The organism is Methanosarcina siciliae T4/M (assembly GCF_000970085.1).
GTDB classification, from domain to species: Archaea; Halobacteriota; Methanosarcinia; order Methanosarcinales; family Methanosarcinaceae; genus Methanosarcina; species Methanosarcina siciliae.
The window spans coordinates 4054824-4070345 of the sequence record NZ_CP009506.1 but is presented as its reverse complement, the minus strand read 5'-3'; the positions used below and the strand labels follow the sequence as shown (position 1 = coordinate 4070345).

Annotated in this window: 13 protein-coding genes; 2 read left to right on the top strand and 11 right to left on the bottom strand. The window is 44.8% G+C overall.

What is annotated here, in order from left to right:
• Positions 1 to 265 precede the first annotated feature (265 nt).
• Entirely contained in the window at positions 266 to 2296 is a 2031-nt protein-coding gene (locus MSSIT_RS17025; RefSeq protein ID WP_048175016.1) for a sodium-translocating pyrophosphatase, read from the top strand.
• Between the two features lie 22 nt (positions 2297 to 2318).
• On the opposite strand, the gene MSSIT_RS23690 is transcribed toward MSSIT_RS17025, so the two are convergent.
• From MSSIT_RS23690 to ftsZ, 4 genes are all read right to left on the bottom strand, one after another.
• Entirely contained in the window at positions 2319 to 2486 is a 168-nt protein-coding gene (locus MSSIT_RS23690; RefSeq protein WP_156158899.1) for a hypothetical protein, read from the bottom strand.
• Positions 2487 to 2874: 388 nt separating this feature from the next.
• On the bottom strand, positions 2875 to 3333 hold the full coding sequence (locus tag MSSIT_RS17020) for a hypothetical protein (RefSeq protein ID WP_048173709.1): 459 nt from the start codon (positions 3331 to 3333) through the stop codon (positions 2875 to 2877).
• Between the two features lie 37 nt (positions 3334 to 3370).
• Positions 3371 to 4852, bottom strand: coding sequence for a dihydropteroate synthase-like protein (locus MSSIT_RS17015; RefSeq protein WP_048173708.1), 1482 nt, complete (start codon positions 4850 to 4852; stop codon positions 3371 to 3373).
• A 204-nt stretch (positions 4853 to 5056) separates the two neighbouring features.
• A complete protein-coding gene (gene ftsZ / locus MSSIT_RS17010) occupies positions 5057 to 6235 on the bottom strand; it encodes a cell division protein FtsZ (RefSeq protein WP_048173707.1) in 1179 nt (392 codons plus the stop codon).
• 1139 nt (positions 6236 to 7374) lie between these two features.
• On the opposite strand from ftsZ, the gene MSSIT_RS17005 reads away from it, so the two are divergent.
• The gene (locus tag MSSIT_RS17005; RefSeq protein ID WP_048173706.1) at positions 7375 to 8016 is read left to right on the top strand and encodes an HAD family hydrolase; all 642 of its coding nucleotides are present in this window, start codon (positions 7375 to 7377) and stop codon (positions 8014 to 8016) included.
• Between the two features lie 48 nt (positions 8017 to 8064).
• Here MSSIT_RS17005 and MSSIT_RS17000 read toward each other — a convergent pair whose 3' ends face one another.
• The 7 genes from MSSIT_RS17000 to MSSIT_RS16970 all read right to left on the bottom strand — a co-directional run bounded on the left by MSSIT_RS17000 (position 8065) and on the right by MSSIT_RS16970 (position 15474).
• The gene (locus tag MSSIT_RS17000; RefSeq protein ID WP_048173705.1) at positions 8065 to 9978 is read right to left on the bottom strand and encodes a beta-CASP ribonuclease aCPSF1; all 1914 of its coding nucleotides are present in this window, start codon (positions 9976 to 9978) and stop codon (positions 8065 to 8067) included.
• Positions 9979 to 10092: 114 nt separating this feature from the next.
• Complete coding sequence (gene psmB, locus MSSIT_RS16995; RefSeq protein ID WP_048173704.1) at positions 10093 to 10725, bottom strand: archaeal proteasome endopeptidase complex subunit beta; 633 nt, start codon at positions 10723 to 10725, stop codon at positions 10093 to 10095.
• Between the two features lie 269 nt (positions 10726 to 10994).
• Positions 10995 to 11507, bottom strand: coding sequence for a TIGR00295 family protein (locus tag MSSIT_RS16990; RefSeq protein WP_048173703.1), 513 nt, complete (start codon positions 11505 to 11507; stop codon positions 10995 to 10997).
• A gap of 10 nt (positions 11508 to 11517) precedes the next feature.
• Positions 11518 to 12012 carry a transcription factor E gene (gene tfe, locus MSSIT_RS16985; RefSeq protein ID WP_048175014.1) on the bottom strand — a complete coding sequence of 165 codons (495 nt, stop codon included), beginning with the start codon at positions 12010 to 12012 and terminating at the stop codon, positions 11518 to 11520.
• A gap of 119 nt (positions 12013 to 12131) precedes the next feature.
• Positions 12132 to 13331, bottom strand: a complete 1200-nt coding sequence (locus MSSIT_RS16980; protein WP_048173702.1) for an ATP-grasp domain-containing protein — start codon at positions 13329 to 13331, stop codon at positions 12132 to 12134.
• A gap of 15 nt (positions 13332 to 13346) precedes the next feature.
• Positions 13347 to 14411, bottom strand: a complete 1065-nt coding sequence (locus MSSIT_RS16975; protein ID WP_048173701.1) for a 60S ribosomal export protein NMD3 — start codon at positions 14409 to 14411, stop codon at positions 13347 to 13349.
• Between the two features lie 298 nt (positions 14412 to 14709).
• Positions 14710 to 15474 carry a dolichyl-phosphate beta-glucosyltransferase gene (locus MSSIT_RS16970; RefSeq protein ID WP_048173700.1) on the bottom strand — a complete coding sequence of 255 codons (765 nt, stop codon included), beginning with the start codon at positions 15472 to 15474 and terminating at the stop codon, positions 14710 to 14712.
• Between the last annotated feature and the right edge of the window lie 48 nt (positions 15475 to 15522).

The following is a 15522-nucleotide window of genomic DNA, read 5'->3' as shown; positions in this document are numbered from 1 at the left end:
AGCTGTTTAAAAAAACAAACCGATATCAAAAAGAAGGAAAAATCGCAATCTATAAAACAAGAGTCATATTAATGTCGAGTGGTTTTATATAAGATTGTGTCAGTTTGCAACGAAAGTTTTGTTGTGTGGGGGCTGAAATCCTCAGTTCCCCCGAATCTTCAATGGAAGATCGAGTATCAATTTATATACAAAGACCCATTTATTATCTCCAAAAGTACTTTGGAGGAGTACTTTTAATTTGCTTTCCGGTAGGATGGTTGAAATTATGGATATGTTAATCTACCTTGCACCAATATGTGCCCTTATTGGTCTGATTTTTGCAGGTATATCCTACAAAAACGTCCAAAATGAAGGCGCAGGTAATGATCTTATCAAGAAAATTACTGCGTCGATTCACGGTGGAGCTATGGTCTATCTTAACAGGCAGTACCGTGCAATCGCCGTATTTGTCGTTTTCCTTGCAATTGTAATTGCGTTAGTTCTGCCAAACGGAATTCTCACAGCAGCATGTTTCGTTTTTGGCGCGGTGCTTTCCGCAACAGCTGGCTATGCAGGGATGCTTACGGCGACTCTTGCAAATGGGCGGACCACAAATGCTGCCACCAGAGGCATTGGTCCCGCTTTTAGGGTTTCATTTGCATCAGGTACCGTTATGGGAATGAGTGTCGTAGGTCTTGGTCTCTTTGGGCTATCTCTTTCATTTATCTTTCTTGATAGTGTTTATTCCAACCTGGATCTGCTTACTATCGTAAACATTGTTGCGGGCTTTTCACTCGGAGCTTCGTCTATCGCTCTCTTTGCCCGTGTAGGTGGGGGAATCTTCGCCAAAGCTGCTGACGTGGGTGCAGACCTTGTAGGCAAGGTCGAAGCCGGGATCCCTGAAGATGACCCGAGAAATCCTGCTGTAATTGCTGACAATGTCGGAGACAACGTAGGGGATATTGCCGGAATGGGGGCTGACCTCTATGAATCATATGTCGGTTCTATCCTTGCAACGATGCTTCTTGCAGCATCAACAGCAGCAACTACTTTCCCCAACATCCCGGTTGAGAATGTTATTCTGGTTCCGCTGACGATTTCGGCTATTGGAATTCTCGCATCTATTGTCGGTACTTTTTTTGTCCGTACAAACAAGACTGAATCTTCAGCACTCCATATGGCATTTAATATGGGGTTGATTGCTGCAATCATTCTTACGGTAATTGCTTCGTATTTCGTTACATCCCTGCTCCTTGGAGAATACGGACTGAATGTCTTCTTCGCAACGGTTGCAGGGCTTGTTGCAGGTTTTCTTATTGGGCAAATCACAGAGCACTACACGTCATATGACAGAAAGCCTACCCTCAGTGTTGCAAATTCCTGCCAGACAGGTTCCGCTACCAATATCATTACAGGTTTTGCAAAAGGGATGGAGTCAACTCTCTGGCCTGTTGTTCTCATCAGCATTGCAATTTATATTGCGTTCCAGCTCGCCGGCCTCTACGGTATAGCTATTGCAGCCGTCGGAATGCTTGCTACGCTCGGGATCTCCCTTTCGGTCGATGCATACGGCCCTGTAGCTGACAATGCTGGTGGCATCGCGGAGATGTCTCACCAGAAGGAAGAGGTGCGTCAGATTACCGATACGCTTGATGCGGTAGGAAACACTACGGCAGCTATCGGCAAAGGTTTTGCAATCGGGTCCGCAGCTCTTACCGCACTTGCCCTCTTTGCTTCCTACGGTATTGCAGTGGGGCTCAGTGCCATCGATGTTATGAATCCGAACGTCTTCATCGGGCTTATAATAGGCGCAATGCTTCCGTATCTCTTCTCTTCAATGACCATTCTGGCTGTCGGAAATGCGGCAGGTGAAGTGGTGGTTGAAGTAAGGAGGCAGTTTAGGGAGATTGCGGGTTTGATGGAAGGCAAAGCTGATCCTGATTACGGCAAATGTATTGCAATCTCAACACACTCTGCTCTTAAAGAGATGATTCCACCAGGACTTCTTGCAGTTATTGCTCCTCTTTTAGTCGGGCTTGTACTTGGTCCCGGAGCTCTTGGAGGGCTTCTTGCAGGTTCCGTTGCTTCAGGTTTCATGATTGCAATCACAATGTCCAATGCAGGAGGAGCGTGGGACAATGCAAAGAAATACATTGAACTCGGAAACTTCGGCGGAAAGGGTTCAGATGCTCACAAAGCAGGTGTTACCGGCGATACTGTAGGTGACCCGTTCAAAGACACTGCAGGTCCTGCAATCAACATCCTCATTAAGCTCATGAGCATAGTGGCTGTTGTGTTTGCACCCTTGTTTATGTGATTTCCTTAATTCTTCCCTTTTTTTATTTTTTTATTTTTAGTACGTATTCTATTTCCTGGTCTTCTTTTCCAGTGTTCTTTTGCTTAAATCTGTGGAAGATTGCTGTTTCTTTGTGGATAGCTATTTCTTCGCTTGGATTGACTTTTGCTTGAGTACCTGAAGAACGTGCCCTTTCTTCAAGTATTTCCAAATTTTTCCGGTTTGATGGCTCGTGAATTAATCGTCCACAGCTTAAGCGCCTTTACATACCAGGGAAAAATGTCAGGAACAAAAAAAGCATAGCTTCAGCTCTTCGTCCCTTCCTGTCCCATAGGCAAGCCTCTTTCTTATTTACTCTATGATAAGTTATTCACACACAGATTTATTTCACACACTATCGGCTGTTCACACACGATGGTTATTTATGTGTCAAATAGCCAAAAAGGAATACAGTTTCCTATTTGAGAATTATCAAATAAAAATCTTTCTGTTTTATCTTGTTTTACTCAGGTTTCCAATGGAATTAAACAGGGTAAAAAAGACCTTACGGAAGGAAGATAAATCTGTTTTTCGAAGTCTGTTTTTTGGTGGGGGAGAGTTCAGTTCACTCCCCTTACCTGAAGCAGTTGGAATTCTATCTCATCAGGAATTGTGGCGAGGAAGACAAAGGTGTTATACCCCAGCTTCTGTACTTCTTTGATTGCCTGTGCCTGGGTCTCGTCCAGTTCTCTTGAATCGTCTACGATACAGAACGACTTCCTGTTCCCGGTATTTACAAGGAAGTTAAAGGTCTTCCCATGGGTGTTGAGGAATGTAACCAGGTTCTTAAGTTCATCCCAGGTATTGCACATATGGATGTTCTTGGACCCCATGTTTTCCACATACCAGTCCCGGCTCACATAAGAGTATGAAGCATACTGTTCGTTCAATTCATCATAGGATTTGATGATTTTATTGAGGTCTTTTCTCAGGTTCACCCATTTCCAGTTCTGTGTTGCGAAATAGCGGGCTGCCACTATTTCAAAGATTGACTGCTTGTCTTCAGTTTCGAGTTTCATTTTCTCACATCGCTATTTTGTCTGCCTTCCAGTGTGCTCAGAATACGTCATCCTGGGCATAACTCCGGTTAAAGCGCAGGGAAAGTTCGGCTTTTTCCAGTTCTCTTCCAAGGTATGCCGCATGGTCCAGGCGTGATACCAGTTCAAGTTCAAGCAGCGTGTCCATAACTTCTCTGGCACTCTCTCCTGCAACAGCTGTTTTCTCGTGTTCGGCTACAATCAGTCCACCGTCCCCGCTTATTCTGTCCGGTACAATCCGGATTCGGATGGGGCCTGCAGGGTCTACACGCCAGTTCTTCGAGGCTCTGGCCATGATTATTTTTTCAGGGAGGGGGCTGTCAGGACGTCTTCTTTTTTCCTTTATACAGAGAAGATCAATGCCAAGGTCCTTCGGGGAGCTTTCCCTGATTTTGCAAAGCTGCATCATCTCGGAGGCTTTTTTTAGCTCTCTTATGGATCCCTGGGCTTTATCACTGTATTCAGGAGTAAAAAGGATACTTGCTCCTGCTTCTGCTCCTATTCCGCAGAGTGTGGCATTTACTCCAATGGTATCCACGTCCATGAGTTCCGTTACATTGCCGGCTCCGAAGAATAACGGCAGCTCCGGGTACGTTTTGTGAAACTCATGGTAGCGTACAATAGATTCGGTTATATTGTGGCCTACGGGGTCAAGGACAGGGTCAGCTATTATTTTTTCAATCCCGAGCCTGCGGGCAGCTTCGATATTTTTTATCAGGTTTTCCAGGTTGTTTCCTTCATCGGGAATTACCACTGCTGCAACGCCCGCTTTTGCAACTATCGGTCCTGCAGTTTCCATATTCGTGCCGTTAAGGCTCAGGACAAGTTTTGCTCCTGCCTCTATTCCTTCCTTTATCAGTTCAGGGTCAAGAGTATCGACACTTATCGGGGTGCACGTGAGGGTTTTTGCAAGGGATACCGCTCTCCTGATCTGTCCCGGGAGGGTGTTAAGTGTAGCTCCGAGGTCGATAATATCTGCTCCACGGGCGATAAAAGCTTCGATTCTTATCGCCAGGTCTGCAGGGTTCATTTCCGCAGCCCCTACGATTTCTCCCATGACCTTCATACGGGAATTTCCTCCAAGCTTTACCTCTCCAAGGGTAAGGGAGGGATGAGCTTGCTCTTCAGCTTTCCTTACAAGCTCAAACGCCATCTCTTTTCGCACATCTGCAAGGAGCTCACAGGCAGGAACTTTTTCGGAAAATTCAACTTCCTCTGTAAAATGGAGCACGAAGCTGAGGTCATAGGCATGTTTCGGGCCCAGCCGGATTTTACAGCCAAGCTCTTCTGAAACCTTTGAAAAGTCTCCTGCTACAAGCCCGGGAAGCAGAATAAGGTCATATCTGCTTGAAAAACCTGCATCCTGAATGGCTTTAACCAGCTTTTTTGGAGTTATGAATGCAGCAATGTCGATATCTGCTACGAGGACGTCTGCTTTTTCTCCAGCTGCTTTCCTCACGGTATTTTCCGCAAGCCGCCCAGTTGCAATCAGAATTTTCATGTTTTTTAGATGGGATCGCTAATAAAAAAGAGTATCTGTTCGGTAAGCCCTTCAAAAAATGAGTATCAGGTAAGGAAATACCCATTCTACTTATTTCGGGTAAGTTTCCTCCAGTAAAGCTCTGGTTTCTCTCCGGAAAATTCCGGAGAATAACCTGAGGGGAGCCCGGTATTCTGAGGGGCCGGGCATTTTTCTGTATCTGGTTTAATTTATGAAATCAATAATCGATTCTTCGTGCTTTTTTCTGAGAGGTCCTGCAGTTTCTCCTCTTCTGCCAGGGTTTAATCTCCCGAATCTCTTTTCCTGAATTGGTTCGGCCTCTGCTCTGGACTCGAAGATTCCAGCTCCAGCCTGAGGACCCAGGATCTGGGCAGACTGGACGCCAGTCATGATTGCCATTACTCTGACCTTACCTTCATAATCTTCTCTGATTCTTGCGCCCCATATCACATTGGCGCCTGTGGAAAGTTCATATGTAAGCATAGAGGCAATTTCCTCAGCTTCCTTCAGACTCAGGTCAGGCCCACCTGTTACATGGACAAGGCTGCCGGTTGCACCCTTGTAATCAACATCAAGTAAGGGGTGATTCAGGGCAGTCCGTACAACTTCCGTGCTTTTGTCCTGGCTCTTGGATTCTCCGACAAGCATTACGGCAACTCCGCCGCAGCTCATGATGGTTCTGATGTCGGCATAGTCAAGGTTGATGAGGGAAGGCACTGTGATGGTTTCAGTTATGCCTTTCACGGTTTCGGCAATTAACTGGTCCATTACCGAGAAAGCCTGGTCAATGGGAAGGTTAGGTACGTAGTTGAGTAGCCTGTTGTTGTCAAGGACGATTACCGTGTCTGCTGCCCTGCGCAGGTCTTCGAGTCCTTCTTCGGCTTTGAATATACGAGCCCTTTCGACCCGGAAGGGGCTTGAGACCATGCCTACGACGATTGCACCCTGTTCTTTTGCAACTTCGGCGACTACGGGGGCAACTCCTGTTCCCGTGCCCCCTCCAAGCCCAGCTGTAATAAAAACAAGGTCTACATTCTTCAAAACTTCCTCAAGAGTGCCTCTTGCAAGTTCTGCGGCTTTCTTTCCGGTTTCCGGATAACCGCCTGCTCCCAGGCCTCTTGTAAGAGTTTTTCCTACGAGGATCTTCTTGTCAGCCCTTACATTATCAAGGTGCTGCTTGTCTGTATTGATGCACACTGTTTCTGCGCCTTCGATCCCTATGTTGTAGAGCCGGTTTACGGTATTGTTTCCTGCACCCCCGCATCCTACAATCATAATTCTCGGCTGTCCGAATTCTTCTATGTCTTCTTCGGAGGAGGAATTTTTTCGATATTCCTTCTCTTTTTCGCTAAATTTCATTGCTTCCTGTACTATAGATTGCAATTTATCCCCTCGGCTGGATTTCGTTTATCATGTTATCTTTATTTTTTTCTTTTGACTCCCCACCCTCGATATCGGGGGGCAAATTTCTGGTTATATGGTTAAATTGGGGATAACCTGTAAAAACCTGGTAAAAGATTTTCATTCGTTATCTTTAATAAGTTGGCACTGTTCTAAATTTAAACATTTCGGACATATTTAAACAGTGCTTTTAAATCGCATATGAAGTTTAAATATGTCACCCATAAATTTCATATATTCTACTTTTTTCTGCCTTTTTCCCTGAGTTCTCAGGGGAAAAAGTGCGGGAACTTACACAATGTTTATATACAGTAATTTAAAACTTTCTCGAAAGTCTTGTTTTTCAGGAAAGCTATCCTGATCATGCATGTCAGGGCAATTTTTATTTTCTTTATTGCATGTTATTTTGCGATTCTGCTCTCCTCAAATCATTGTATATGTGATCGCCACATTACTTTTTTGTTGAGACCTCCAAACTGAGGTACTTTCAATTTAATGAAACTGTTTATATTATTACTTTTAAGTAGAATTCTCATCTTAAAAACTTTTTCGGTATCTTTCGAAGATTTTAAGGCGCCTGTTTATTTTTTCCAGTAATAAAAGATAACTGCACATGAGTGTTTATATAAATTTGAGTTAAATCTTCTGAATTCCGGATTTCATTTTAAAATTATTTCAGTTGAATCCTCCGCTAGCTTACAGTGAGGTGCGCCAGCTCAACTTTGATTTTCCAAGAAATTTCTTTCTTCTTTTATTCAGTTTGTAACACGCACAAAAGGAATAAAAGCATTTATGTCCTGACTTTTTCGGAAGAGACCGCTTTCCTGCGTCGAACGGGACAAGAACGACACAATATAGCGAGTACGGTTGTAAGTTTTAGATAAATCCATTATTTAGTCCGATTGAGCGAAACGAAGTGGAGCGAAAATAACCGTATGCTAATTTTTATGTTGTCTCCCCGAAATGCCGGGAAAGCTTTAAGACTGCAAAACCATTTTTACTTTAAATTACTTCACTTGGACTCTTTAGCAAACTGTATTCAGGAAGAGTCAGAACTCAGTTCTTATCCCCTTAAATCTTTATAAATAGTTTTCATTTCTTTTGGTTCAGGAGCTAGAAGCGTGTTAAAAGCATTAATTTTTGATATGGACGGTATTCTCGTCGATTCCATGCCTTTCCATGCGGCAGCCTGGAAAAAGGCTTTTTTTGACATGGGTATGAAAATCAGGGACGAGGATATCTATGAAATCGAGGGTTCAAACCCCAGGAACGGGCTCCCCCTGCTTATCAGAAAAGCCCTTAAAGATCCCGACGCTTATGATTTTGAAACTATTACCTCAATCTACAGGCAGGAGTTCAAACGAATTTTCGAACTGAAGGCTTTCGATGGGATGAAAGAATGCCTTGAAATACTCAAAGCCCACTTCCTGCTTTCGGTGGTCTCGGGCTCGGACCGCTTGATCGTTAATGGAATCCTTGACCAGCTCTTCCCCGGCATATTTGATACGGTGGTCACCGGAGATGACGTCCTTAATTCCAAACCTCATCCGGATCCTTTCCTGAAGGCCGTTGAACTTCTTAAAGTCGGGAAAAATGAGTGTGTCGTGATCGAGAATGCCGTTCTGGGCGTGGAAGCCGCTAAAAGAGCTGAAATATACTGCATAGGTGTCCCTACATATGTGGATCCTTCAAAGCTCGACAGGGCGGATCTAATAGTAGGCGATCATAAAAAGTTAATGGAACACCTTCTTAATCTGAAGTAATCTTTCCAGTCCTTGTCTAAAAAAAGAAATGGTGGCCCCTTTTTGGGGTCACAGTAGCCTCACAGTCTCGAGGTTTGTGAGGGCCCGTGTCTCTATCTTAAGTTTCTTGTACACGGAACTTGCAAGGTCCACGCAGGCTTTTTCATCGCCGTGTTCGGTGAACACTCTTTCCGGGCGTGGCTGCATTCTCTTGATGTACTCCATAAGCTGCCTCCTGTCCGAGTGGCCTGAGAAGCCGTCCACTACCTGAACTTCCATGTTCATTTTCAGGATTTCAGTGCTTCCGTTCTTCCCCGTCATGGGGATTTCCTTCCATCCCTTCTGGATCCTGCGCCCAATGGTCCCGTCAGCCTGATAGCCCACAAACACAAGCGTATTGCGTGGGTCATCGGCAAAGGCCCTGAAATAGTCCATAACAGGTCCTCCGTTCATCATCCCTGAGGTTGAAAGAATTACACAGGGATGTGGATTCTGAATGATTTTCTGGCGGGCTTCATGGGAGTCAACAGGCCTGAAGCATTCGGACAGGAAGGGGTTTTGACCTTTCTGGAAGATCAGTTTTCTCAGGTCGTTGTTAAGGTACTCGGGATGGGTTGCATGGATCGCGGTGGCCTCCCAGATCATTCCGTCAAGGTAAACCGGGATTTCGGGGATAATCCCTTTCCTTATGGACTCTTCGAGTACGATCATGACTTCCTGACTTCTCCCTACGGCAAAAGCAGGGATAAGGGCAATTCCTCCGCGCTCAACGGTATTCTTAACCACCATCTGCAGGTGCCTTTCAGCGTCTTTGAGTGCAGGCTGGAAGGCGTTGGAGTTCCCATAGGTAGCTTCACTGATAACAGTTTCAACTCTGGGGAATTTGTTGACCGCAGGGTCGAAAAGCCTGGTTTTTTCATACTTGTAGTCTCCCGTAAAGACTACATTATGGAGTCCATCTCCTATATGGAAGTGGGAAATTGCCGAGCCCAGGATATGGCCTGCATTGTGGAAAGTCAGTTTAATGTCAGGGGCGATGTCTGTTACTTCCTCATAGTCCAGAGGTATGGTGTGTTTGAGGGTCTTAGCTACCATCCCTGATTCGTAGGGAATCTTCTTCCCCTCTTTAGCTGCCACATCAATGTAGTCAAGCTGAAGCAGCACCATGAGGTCTCTTGTGGGAGGCGTACAGTAGACAGGTCCTTCGTACCCATACTTGAAAAGCAGGGGAACAAGGCCCTGATGGTCAAGGTGAGCATGGGTAACGATTACGGCATCTATCTGGTTTAATGGAAATACTTCAGGAACATAGAGGAAAGGTGTCATATTTTCGTCCGAACCTACATTGACTCCGCAGTCAATCAGGATTCTGGACTCGGGAGTAGAAAGCAAAAAACAGCTTCTACCCACTTCTTTGCATCCGCCGAGGGCTGTAACTCTTACCCACTGGTCTTTTGAGGTACACTCCCTGTGAATTTTTCTCCCCACGGTTTTCAGGATTTCTTTCCTTTCTTTGAGGTTGTTCCTCATAAACTCCCTGATATTTTTTACTGTACGGGACTTAATAGGAGGTGTCCGGACAACTTTGGGAATCCAGCCGATCTGCTTTGTAATTTCTCTAAGGGTTGCACCATGTTTTCCTATTACAAGCCCGGGCTTTTCGGCTTCGATGATCACTTCTCCGGAATCAGGGTCAAAATAGTAGCTCGAGATTACGGATTCTTTTGGAACAACTTCTTCAATTATAGAAATAGAGTCCTCGGGAGTTGCAAGCACCCTCGGGTCAGGCCGCATGGCAATCCGCGTCCTGAGTTCTTTTGCCAGGTTGCGGATTATGTTCCCGTCGTCTGCGAATTTACGGGGCTCTTCAGTGTACAGGACAAGCTGAGGACCTTCGAATTCGACGTCGGTAATTGTAACGCCTGCAGGTAGATTTTTCTCAATTTTCTGTTTGAGATCTAATAGCACGTCTTCAATAGGCATTAAGAATCTTCCTTTTTGTCAAAAAATCAAAAAGTATCTGGATGTCGAAAAAATAATATTTGAAAAAGGTGTTAGTTTATATATTGGAATAAAAAACCAACAGTTAGAACATTTTTAGTTAAATAAAGCCCTTCTGGATTTTACTTCTTCGGGGTCCAGCCTTTTGAACGCCTCCTTTGTAATTACGACTACATCGATATTTTCTCCGGAAGCTGCATCTCTTTTCGTTGCAGTGTGGATCGCTCTGATTGCAAGATCGAGACCTTCTTTTACAGCCATATCCTCTCTGTACTGGTCCTCCAGTACGCCGTAAGCCATGGGAGATCCCGAACCCGTTGCCGAGATCCTAGTCTCTTCGATACTTCCTCCCATTGCGTCAAGGGAGTATACTGCAGGTCCGTTCTTGTCAACCCCTCCGATAAGGAGCTGGACCATCATAGGATAGTAGCGGTTAGCATTCAAGAAGTTAGACATCAAAGTGGCAATCCCTTTGATTGTCATGGATTCGTTCCTGCGCATTTTGTAGAGCTGTGACTCTACATTTACCAATCGCACAAGCTGCTGGGCGTCCCCTACCGAACCGGCAATGGTCATCCCTACCAGGTCATCTATCTGGTAAACTTTCTTTGCAGTTTTGCTTGCGATGAAATGCCCCATTGTGGCTCGCTGTTCACTTGCGAGCACAATTCCGTCGGTACAAACTACTCCTACGGTAGTTGTGCCCTTTAGATATTTGTCATTATCCATAAACATACCCTCATAATAAGTTAAAAATGAGAAAATGTAGCTAAAAAAATATTTTAGTTGAGGTGAGCATTTTTAGCTTTAATCGCAGGATTTAGCAATCCATTATCTCATTATTAATATCGCTATATATAAGTTTTCCTCCTCATTTTTCTAAACGCGTATGCATTTAAAACCGGAGCATTTTTTGATAAAATTATTTTTCTTGTTGACAAAATTATTTTTCTTATTTTCTATATCCCGGATGTTTGTCTCTCTTCTATCCGGGGAGTTTAGCGGGAAATTCTTTCTACTTCTTCAGCGAGTTTTTTTACTCTCTGAACTGTATATTCAGGTATATTTTTTTTACTCATGAGTTCCAATCTTTCATTTATCGTTATCCTCTTCGTCCCTTTTATAAGATTATCGGCATGTGCAACGATTTTTTCCTCCAGGCTCCGGGGGAAATAGTCATCTTCGGGAAGTCCCAGTTCCTTTGCCTCTTCTTTTGAAACTCCGGCTCCTATATGCCGCTTTATTATCTCGACAACTTCCGGTTCGACTCCTTTGCTTTGAGCCAGCCTGAACCCTTCAACTGCATGGGAAATCCCATGAGTCCGGCATCTTCCCACATCATGTAACAGAGCCCCTGCCTCTACAAGCTCCAGATTAACATCATTTCCGGCTGCTTTCGCCTTTACTGATATCTCAACTGCCAGGGAGGCAACTTCCTTACAGTGTTTAATCACATTAGGGGCACAGCCCGCTTCTTCAAGCAATCTTATTGCCTGGGTCCGGGTAATCAAGATTGATCCCTTACGCGGAACTCAGGGCTTCCACACGCTTCTTCAGGGCGCCTATAAACTGGGAATTATCGTAATAGACCAGGTCTTCACCGCACATGGGACAGAGAAATTCCGTTTCGGTTGCTTCGTCAAAAAGAAGGCGAACACAGCCCTGCGGACAGACATAAAAAACGTTATTTTCCTCAAATTCAAGACGGGTTTTCAGGTTCCTGAGCAGCTTTTTCTTTTCCCTCATGAGCTGGTGCTCTATGTCGGAAAAGTCCAGATGCCAGAGATAAGTCAGCCATCCGCTGTTTGAATCTCTTTCCCTTACAACGATTGCAAATTTGTTTTCGTAAAGTATGAAGAGGGTTCTTCGCACGGTATTCAGCAGAACTCCGGTCTTTGCCGCAATTTCTTCATCCGTGACTTCGCCTTCGGGCATCTCTTCTATCATTTTAAGCCCTTCTTCCCCTACGAGGCTCATGAGATATCCTCTAATTACCTTGTCATTCAAATCTACCAAAGTGTTCACCTCGCAAATCCCTTATATGAATTGGACATACCAGTATTAAAGTTTACATTCTGCTTTTTCTCAAAGAGATCTCTCATGTCTGGAAAAAGCTGTACTCTCGCAACTGAACCTCATGCTTGTCGGGCAGGGTTCAGGGGCTTTCTCTCCTCTTTTGTTCGATTTACAATAAAAGTCTTTATTCTCTCTGCCCCTCTTTCAAGAGACCTGACTGACTCGTCTCTTGTGGAGGCACATGCAAACAGGGAAGTAAGGGGCCAGTCGGGCTCAGTAACAGTTCCCATAGAAGGAATATCAGCGCTTTTTTCCCTGAGAATGACGTCCATGAGTTTTCTGTCTATAAAAAGCTCTCGATCCGAGTAAAGAACTCCTCTTGCAGCAAAAAATTTTGCTTCAGGTTTTTCCGGAAGTTCGCCTCTAAAGCAGCCGATGTGGGCTTCAAAAAGGTTAATTCCCGTCGCCATTTCTACGGTATCTAGGCTGCCCTGAAACCTCGGGTTTATTTCCAGCACTACAGGTCCCTTTTCCGTGATCAGGAAATCCACTCCGTTTGAGCCCAGGAGCCCGAATTCGAGCACCAGTTCTTCAGCAAGGGCTTCCATTTCCTCTGCGTATTCGGTCCTGAAAGGAGTTACGTTTCCACAGTAGGCAAAAGGCAGCCTCGAGAGCCAGGGTATCCCTATCAATTGTTCATTCACAGCAACTGCCAGAGCCTGACTCTTTGTGGAAAGCAAAGAAACGCTTGAAGGAATTCCTTCCAGAAACTCCTGTATTACAAGCTCCTCTGTTGCAAGCCCCGGGTCCAGCTTTTCCAGTTCTTCGAAAGCTGCCAGCAATTCCTTCCTGTTCCTTGCAACTCTGTTAAAGATCCCTCCTCCTCCCGAGGAAGGTTTGAGAATCACGGGATATTCGATGGCATTCAGTTCTTCCGGGGAATAACATTGAGGTATAGGCATTCCGAGAGCTTCGAGCTTTTTTTCAAGGTGCAGTTTGTTTGAGGCTTCCTTTACCGCATCGGGACTGCTGGCGAGTACGGGGCAGGGAAAACTGCCCGGGTCCAGCATCTCCATTCCCGAGCCCGGAACAATGGCATCAAAGTCAAGCTCGAAGGCGTTCATTTTAGCTATTATCCAGCGTGGATCCAGCTGACGGAGTTCGCTTGAGGTCCTGCACTCAAGGAACGCTGATGCGTATGCACATTTCTGCAGGTCAAGGTCCCGAAAAGCATCTATTGAGCAGACAGTGTAGCCTGCCCTGCTTGCAGAGCAGACAATATTTCGCGTATCAAACCCAATTGCAAGGATGTTCTGCATGTTTCTCCGTTTTTTTCATTTTTCCCGCAGAAGTTCGAAGTTTGCCAGGGCAAAGATTCCATATTCCGTTTTCAGGACAGGGATCTCGTCTCCTGCTTCTGCACTGAAGGACATCGGCTTTTTTATTGCAACGGTTTCATAGGTCTCAGGGTCAAGCACAAGAATTGCATTTTCTTCGATTGAAACCAGAACCGTATAAACCATATCCCTTATATTTGCAATTTTTTCTGCGCCTTTGATTTCTTCCGGGGTTGAGATAAACCTGGAACCATCTTCAAGGCTGATACCGTTGACCTTTTTTCCTGAGCTTCTTATCTGGATAATCCTACCTCTGAACTTTATCACGTCTCCTGGTCTGAACTCCGGAAGGCGCATGGCAAAAGTAATCCTATAGAGGTTTTTTCCGTCTTTCATGCCGACCAGGGTTGGAGATTCGGAGAAACTACCTCCAAGTTCGGAGATGATTGCCCGGCAGACCTGTCGGCTGGCATTCATGGAACCCATATAAAGGTCGACACCTTCTTTCTGCTCCTGACATTCACTTATAAATGCCAGTCGGTCCCCTTTTTTCTTCATGCTCTTCATAGCTTCTCTGGCAATGGCAGAGCAGCACTTCTTTTCTTCTTCCGTAGGGAACCTGCCCGTTGCCCTGATCTGGATGATTGCTTCAAAGTATCCTCCGGACTCGCGGCTGCACATATCGCAGGCTATCCGCTGAACCCTTACTTCTGTCTCAGCTTCGGCATGAACCGGCTCTTCTCTTACGATTGCATCTACTTCGGCTCTCACCCTGTACATGTAAGGCGTAACCTCCCGTGGTTCAAGGTAGAGTTCCACATCTCCGGCTTCATTGTGGATAAAAAGGGCGTTTTCTACGGCTTTCAGCACCACTTCTTCTATATTGCCTATATCTTCCCAGCGGCTCCTGTGGAAATATGCTCCGCAGCTGGAACAGATCCTTACGTGAAGTACAAGAGGCAGTTCGATTAGTTTGAAGGTTTCAAAGAAACAGTCCCTGCAAACGGAATCAAAAAGTTTGTCGCATTCTTTGCCGCATTTCGGGCATGTAATGGAATTCATCTATAATCCTTACTGCTAGTCTTCTTGGAGTAGTAGGTTACCTGATTTAGAAAATAAAGTATCTGAAGGAATAATCAGCAGTTCATCTGTTAAGCATTCTCATGCTATTTAATAATAGCTGGGTCTGCTGTTTTTACTCATCAGGTGACTTTCGTGCCTGAGATGTCAGTCCGCTATATCAGCAAATCGCTGCATCCAGTACTCTAATATTAAAAAATCCGTGTTTTAGAAGCAGACCAAATTGGCTTTTTACTTATATAAGCATTTGTATAATTTTTCTTTGCGCCGTTGTTTTGTTTTAGACTCTGTTTTGTTCAAAGCACCCCTCACAGGATTTTACTGCTTTTTCCTTTGGCTGTCTTTTCAAACTCCACCATAATCGAAAAATTTGAGACCCCATCTCTAAAATATCTTTTTTAAGATTTACTTTAGTTGTGCCTCCATGTCTCCAGACTACCGGGAATTCTTTTACCTTAAATCCCCGGGCCTGTGCAAGCACCATAAGCTCGGTATCCCAGAACCAGTGTTCATCCTCTACAACATCAATCAGTTCAAACAACGGAGCTTTTTTAAAGGCCTTAAACCCGCATTGATGGTCGTATAACTTTGAGTTCAACACAGTGTGCACCAGAAAATTAAATCCCTTGCTAGCTATTCCTCTTTTTAGGGGTCTTTTGACATTGCTTTGAGGCATCATCCTTGAGCCTGTCGCAAAGTCATATCCTTCTACTGATATTGATTCTATCAGCTCTTTCAGGTGGTTCATATCGGTTGCAAGATCCACGTCAATATAACAAAGGACGTCGCCTGATGCAGACTTAAAAGCTCTGTTCAGGGCTCTGCCTCTTCCCTGGCGAGAATTCGAGTGAAGGTGACTTATCCAGTTATGCTCCAGAGCGAGTTTCTCTGCGACTCTATCTGTCCCGTCACTGCTCCCGTCTTCCGCTATGATTATCTCAAAAGAAGAAGTAATATTTCTGAGAGTTTCCGCAGTTTGTTTTACTGTTTTTTCTATTCTTGCTACCTCATTATAAGCAGGCAATACCAGCGAAACCCTTGTAATGTTAACACCCGAATAATGTTTGAATATTGGTTATTTATGGTACCTGTA